Here is a 5,799-nt window from a genome sequence, read left to right as displayed (position 1 = left end):
ATTTGACGGTAATTTTCCCGAATCGTCTCATGAAAGAAGACGCGATCGCAGCTTTCCCCCGATGCCAATGGTGGCGAATCTCCCTGAAACAACCGTTCGACTAAATAGTTCGGCGATAAGGCATAGGCGATAAACTTTTCAAACGTAACGGTTTTGCCATCTTTTTCATAGCCATTATGTCTTCCCAATCGTCCTAATCGTTGGATAAAACTCCCGGCGTCCGCAGATTCAAAAATCAGTAAATTAATTTTAAAATCCACCCCGACATCAATCGTACTGGTTCCTAAAACTAAATCTGCAAACAGCGATCGCTCTTTCTGTTCTTTCCCCGTTAATCCCGTATTTTCCGCTACCACTAACCCATACGGTGTCAGCAATTCTCGGAAAAACGGCATCAGGCGTTTGACTGCGGCAATGGAATTCAGAACGATCGCACCTTTACTCCCGGGATGCTCTTCAAAGTGCGATAATATTAACTGACAGTTGTCTCGCAACCAGGTTTCTGACGCTTTAATCGTCGGTTCTAGGGAAATAAACTCTAACTGAATTGGCCGCGATACTTGCCGCCATCCACCCGATTCCAACTTGTGGCACTCTTCCTCGCTATCAGGAAAACGATACTTATTTTCAGCGACGGGGTTAATCTCGCAACAGCGAAATCCAGCCAATTTTAATCGGTTCAGTAAATCCTCATTGGGAGTTGCCGACAGAAACAGAAACTTTTTGCGCCGATTGGTACAGCGAATCAACAGCAGGGTGTTAATAACACTGGCAATTTGTGGTGTACTGAAAACATGGAATTCATCAAAAATAAACAAATCGAAATGTTTATCCAGACGATTCCACAAACTATCGGGACTAGAATTTTTGGTGAGATATGCACCGCGATGCAGGTAATGAAAGATATCTGGATTCGTTAACAAAATCTCCGATTGACTGGCGCGAGTTTGAATCGCCGCACTTTTCCGCAATCCCTCGGTTTCTGCATAAATTTCTAACAATTCTCCACTCAAACGAGACAAGCGCGGTTCCTGGGAGAGTTGCAATGTCTGAGTATATCCGCCAATTTGTCCCTCCTGATCTCGTGCGAGTTCGTTGGTGGGATACAGAGCGACTGCCGCTATGTATCCATACAAAATGCACAGAAAAGCTGCTAGGGTTTTGCCGTCCCCCGTCATCGCTGTATTGAAAACCACATCAATATTGGGGTCTTGAATCGCCTTAAAGGTCTCCAGTTGATGCCAGGAAAGTCCCCAACCCGTAGGCAGTTCCATGTCTTTCGGCACTTTCGAGGCAGGACAAGAGTAAATCGGTTTGAGAACAAGGCAATAATTGGACATAAGTACCTGGAGATAATTAAAGTTACGATAGAAGCCTAAGAAAGTAAGCGTTAGGCATTCTCAAAAATGATAGTTAAGTGCATCCTTATCTATCGGTATTGAGGGGATTAATGTCCTCTTCAAACCCAGAGGTTGGCTTCCTGGTTCTAGCAATTTCTTTTCATAACAATTTCCTAGGATTATCTAGCAAAATTGTTTCAATCTGATTTTTTAATGTTGGCAACTCTCCCTGAACGATCGCCCAAATAATATCCACGTCGATTCGGAAATATTCGTGAACTAAAACATTTCTAAAATCGCTCATATCCTGCCAAAGAAGTTCTGGATGTCGGGCGCGGGTTGCCTCAGACATCGCTGCCGATGCTTCACCAATAATCTGTAAATGATAAAGGATCCAGGTTTGAATCAGTTCGTCTTCTTGACAAACTTCTCTGCCTCGGCGAGTGTATTTCTCGATTTTGGCGATCGCCTCCAGCATATCTCTCAACCGTTCGCGATCGTCTCTCATAGTGGCACCGCCTCTTGTAATACCCGTTCTCGAATTCGCTCTTTTAATCCCTTTTCTGTCACCACATCGACTTTACAACCCAGGCTACTTTCTAATTCCCGAATCAAGCGCACCGGAAACCAAGGGCTAAGGTTTTCACCTAAATCAATGAGAAAATCGATATCGCTGTCGCGATCGGCTTCTCCTCGCGCTACTGAACCAAAAATCCTGACATTACAGGCCCCATGTTTGGCTGCAATCTTCAAGATTTCTTCCCGTTTATCCCGCAATAATTCATCAAAATTCATAAGTGATCGATTCCCTTTACGTCTGAACTTGTGTAATCAGAAACAGATCGGTAACTCTGTGCTGGTTTTCTCAGATGTTAATGCTAAGTAAGCTCTCCAAGCATCCGTACAATACCTTTCAGGGATTGAATCGGTTTGAGAAGAATGCCATAATTGGACATAAGTTTTTTGTGTCCGTACCCTATTGCTATTTCTTATGTTGCCACTGAAAATAGAAACTGACAAGACCTTACCCGGATAAAGTGTCCGTATAAAATATGAGCCGCAAAGCTGAATCCATAACCCTGTCAATTTCAGAACGAGATAAAATCCGGTTGCAAGGACTCGCGATAGAACTGGGGATGACGTGGGGCGATCGCCCGAATATTACCCGACTGGTGGAGGCGATCGCTCGTCGTGAGCTTCAGATTGCCCCTAATAATGACTGGTCAAATACCCGTATAGAAGCCCTCGACTGCGCCTTAGATGCTCTCACCGATGCTGGGAGGATTTTGGAGGCGCAGGCGATCGCCCAACTGTTGCAAGAACGAAGCGAACTCTCTATCCCCCTCCGCAACAAAATTGAGCGCTTTCTGGAGACTCCCCCTCACCCTTGGCGCATCGAACTCGATCGCTATATCCTCCGCCAGCAACCCTTTCAACTCTCCTATCAAGACGCAACCGGACGCCTGTGGACCTTCACCGTTCGTCACGCCCAGATTAACCGGCATGAAGAACGGCAATATCTCGATTGTTGGTGCGAGGAAACCGAAGGCAATCTGGACATCCCAAAACTCATGCATAACTGGTGTTTGCGTTTAGACCGCATTCCTGAAGCCGCCATCTTCCCGATAAAGGGCCCGTGGCGTCCCCAGCTTGCTCAGATAGCGGTGAAAATCCACTTGTGCAATCGATTAGCCTTTGCTTATAAACCCAAACCTGGGGATATCTCGGCAGACTGGTTAGAAAATCAGGTCAAGCAGGTGGTGCGTCGCATCTCCAGTACCTACTGGTTTATCCGAGAAGTCAAGCGAGAAGCACCGGATATGATGGTCATAGCACCCCAGTCTGTGCGCGATCGCCTCCGGGAAACCTTTCTGGGGATTTGCCAGCGCTATGAAAATTCCTAGCCATTGCCCCCATACTAGAGAGGAATGGGGCCATCCGCGTGACTCCATCTTCTCAAAGTCTCTCCCTAGAGCCAAAAAGTCCCCTTGCCTGTTTCCAATTCGTGAAACAGGCACTTGCCAAAATTGACGGATTGCTGCTAATCAATAAAAGCAGAGATAAAATTAAGTTTTGTAACGTGAGGAGTAAAAATGTACATCGTACAGATTGCCTCGGAATGCGCCCCGGTAATCAAATCCGGCGGATTGGGGGATGTGGTTTATGGATTAAGCCGGGAATTAGAGAATCAGGGTCATACGGTGGAACTGATTCTGCCCAAATATGATTGTATGCGTTATGACCATATTTGGGGCCTTCATGATGCCTATCGGGATTTGTTTGTGCCTTGGTATGGGGGGGCTGTGCACTGTTCGGTGTATTGTGGATGGGTCCACGGGCGCGTTTGCTTCTTTATTGAACCCCACTGCGAGGATAATTTCTTTAACCGTGGTTGTTACTACGGTTGCAGTGATGATAATATGCGCTTTGCGTTCTTTAGTAAGGCGGCTTTAGAGTTTCTCCTCAGAAGTAATAAGCGACCCGATGTCATCCATTGTCACGACTGGCAAACAGGTTTAATTCCGGTCTTGTTGTACGAAATATACAAGTATAATGGGATGTGGAATCAGCGAGTTTGCTACACGATTCACAACTTTAAACATCAAGGTTTGGCGGGTTCTGAGGTGCTCAAGGGAACAGGGCTCAATCAAGAGGCTTATTACTTCCAACATGATCGCCTCCAGGATAATTTCAATCCCTTTGCGATTAACCTGATGAAAGGCGGGATTATTTATTCTAATGCAGTTACCACGGTTTCTCCTCACCATGCTTGGGAAGCGCATTATACCGAGGTGGGTTCTGGATTAGGTCATACTTTGCATTTGCATCAGGATAAATTTACCGGGGTGCTCAATGGCATTGATTATGGCTTTTGGAATCCGGAATCAGACCGCTACATTCCTTGTCATTACAGTATTGACAACTTTGAGGAAAAACAAAAGGCTAAACAAGCCCTGCGATCGCAGTTGTTGCTCCGGGATGAAAATAAGCCGATTGTGGCCTATATTGGCAGACTTGACCAACAAAAAGGTGTGCATTTAGTTCACCACGCCATGTATTATGCCTTGAGTAAAGGTGCACAGTTTGTCCTCCTGGGTTCAGCCACGGAACCAGCAATTAATGACCATTTTTGGCATGAAAAAAATTTCTTAAATGATAATCCCGACTGTCATTTAGAGTTAGGCTTTAATGAAGAGTTATCCCATCTCATCTATGCCGGGTCGGATATGATTCTGGTTCCAAGTAATTATGAACCCTGTGGGTTAACCCAGATGATTGGTTTTAAATATGGCACAGTTCCGATTGTGCGCGGGGTTGGCGGATTGGTGAATACGGTATTTGACCGAGATTATGACCAGAATAAGCCACCGGAAAAACGCAATGGCTATGTGTTCTATGAAACCGATTTCGAGGCGGTGGAGTCGGCCATGAATCGGGCGATCGATTTGTGGTATGAGTCACCGAAAGAGTTTGAGCAATTAGCAATTCAAGGTATGGAATATGACTACTCATGGAATTATCCTGGGAAAAATTATGTAGAGATTTACGAATCCATCCTGCATAAATAATCACGGGAAATTACGCCGACGAAGCGAGGGGGAAGAAACCGCCTATACCGATGTAGGGTCAGGTAAAACTTCATGTTTTCTGACCCGAAATAGGTGTTTTTTTTATATATGGGCTCTTTCATAAGGTTAGGTGAATTCAGGCAAGTCTGTGGATTTGGGGTATTGACTGGGATGAATCTCGGGCTTATATTTTTTTCGGGGGAAGGGAGACGACGGATAACCAATAGTTACATAAGCTTTGCATGGCAACTGCCAATTGGTCGAAGGTTAAGGGGTTGACGATAAAAGAGTTAGCACCGGCATTGTAGCATTTAGAGATATCTTCTTCATGATAGGAACTACTCAGGATAACAATGGGGATTGTCTTGAGTTTGGGGTCAGATTTAATTTGGACTAATGCCTCTCGTCCGTCGAGTTTGGGCATATTTAGATCGAGCAAAAGGAGGTCGGGAACAGGCGAATTGAGGGGGTCTTGATAAGGACCGCGCCGATACAGATAGTCGAGGAGTTGCTTTCCATCTTCTACAAAAAATAGGGTAAGGTTGGCGCGAACTTCGTGAAAGGCTTCTTCAATCAGGAGACAGAAGGAGGAATCGTCATTCGCGATTAAAATAGTATGAGGGTTTAGGGCTGAATTCATAGTTGGGGTCACGCTCAGATTTTAGGTTGAGGGTTGAGGTATAAAAATTAGGTTCAGTTATAATTTGGGAGCTTCTATCAAGGTATTTTCTTCTATTTTTTGAGCGGGTATAGTAAAGTAAAATATTGAGTCCCATCGATTGACCGCCTATCCATCCCGACACCAACCTGAGTACAGGTATGGCGCGGGGCTTCCGGCGTCAAGCTAATAAAATATCTCCGATGGGATCAGTCATATTGTGGATGCTGAT

6 protein-coding genes are annotated in these 5,799 nt (G+C 45.2%); 2 read left to right on the top strand and 4 right to left on the bottom strand.

The annotated features are described in order from the left end of the window. The 3 genes from cas3 to J0895_RS00995 form a co-directional block, all read right to left on the bottom strand. Positions 1 to 1,340 (bottom strand): type I-D CRISPR-associated helicase Cas3' (gene cas3, locus J0895_RS01005; RefSeq protein ID WP_207086287.1); only part of this gene is annotated, 1,340 nt, incomplete at its 3' end. A gap of 160 nt (positions 1,341 to 1,500) precedes the next feature. Next, positions 1,501 to 1,848 (bottom strand): HepT-like ribonuclease domain-containing protein, encoded by a 348-nt coding sequence (locus J0895_RS01000; protein ID WP_207086286.1) that lies wholly within the window; start codon positions 1,846 to 1,848, stop codon positions 1,501 to 1,503. Continuing rightward, positions 1,845 to 2,135: a nucleotidyltransferase family protein gene (locus J0895_RS00995; RefSeq protein WP_207086285.1), complete on the bottom strand. Its 291-nt coding sequence runs from the start codon at positions 2,133 to 2,135 to the stop codon at positions 1,845 to 1,847. Before J0895_RS00995 ends, J0895_RS01000 begins: the two co-directional genes overlap by 4 nt. A gap of 257 nt (positions 2,136 to 2,392) precedes the next feature. Between J0895_RS00995 and J0895_RS00990 the strand changes: the two genes are divergently transcribed. Then, complete coding sequence (locus tag J0895_RS00990) at positions 2,393 to 3,244, top strand: WYL domain-containing protein (protein WP_207086284.1); 852 nt, start codon at positions 2,393 to 2,395, stop codon at positions 3,242 to 3,244. 189 nt (positions 3,245 to 3,433) lie between these two features. Continuing rightward, the gene (glgA, locus tag J0895_RS00985; protein WP_207086283.1) at positions 3,434 to 4,909 is read left to right on the top strand and encodes a glycogen synthase GlgA; all 1,476 of its coding nucleotides are present in this window, start codon (positions 3,434 to 3,436) and stop codon (positions 4,907 to 4,909) included. A gap of 184 nt (positions 4,910 to 5,093) precedes the next feature. Here glgA and J0895_RS00980 read toward each other — a convergent pair whose 3' ends face one another. Then, on the bottom strand, positions 5,094 to 5,549 hold the full coding sequence (locus J0895_RS00980) for a response regulator (RefSeq protein WP_207086282.1): 456 nt from the start codon (positions 5,547 to 5,549) through the stop codon (positions 5,094 to 5,096). Positions 5,550 to 5,799: the final 250 nt, after the last annotated feature.

The organism is Phormidium pseudopriestleyi FRX01 (assembly GCF_017313335.1).
GTDB classification, from domain to species: Bacteria; Cyanobacteriota; Cyanobacteriia; order Cyanobacteriales; family Laspinemataceae; genus Laspinema; species Laspinema pseudopriestleyi.
The sequence above is the reverse complement of the archived record's forward strand: the minus strand, read 5'-3'. Positions and strand labels throughout refer to the sequence as shown.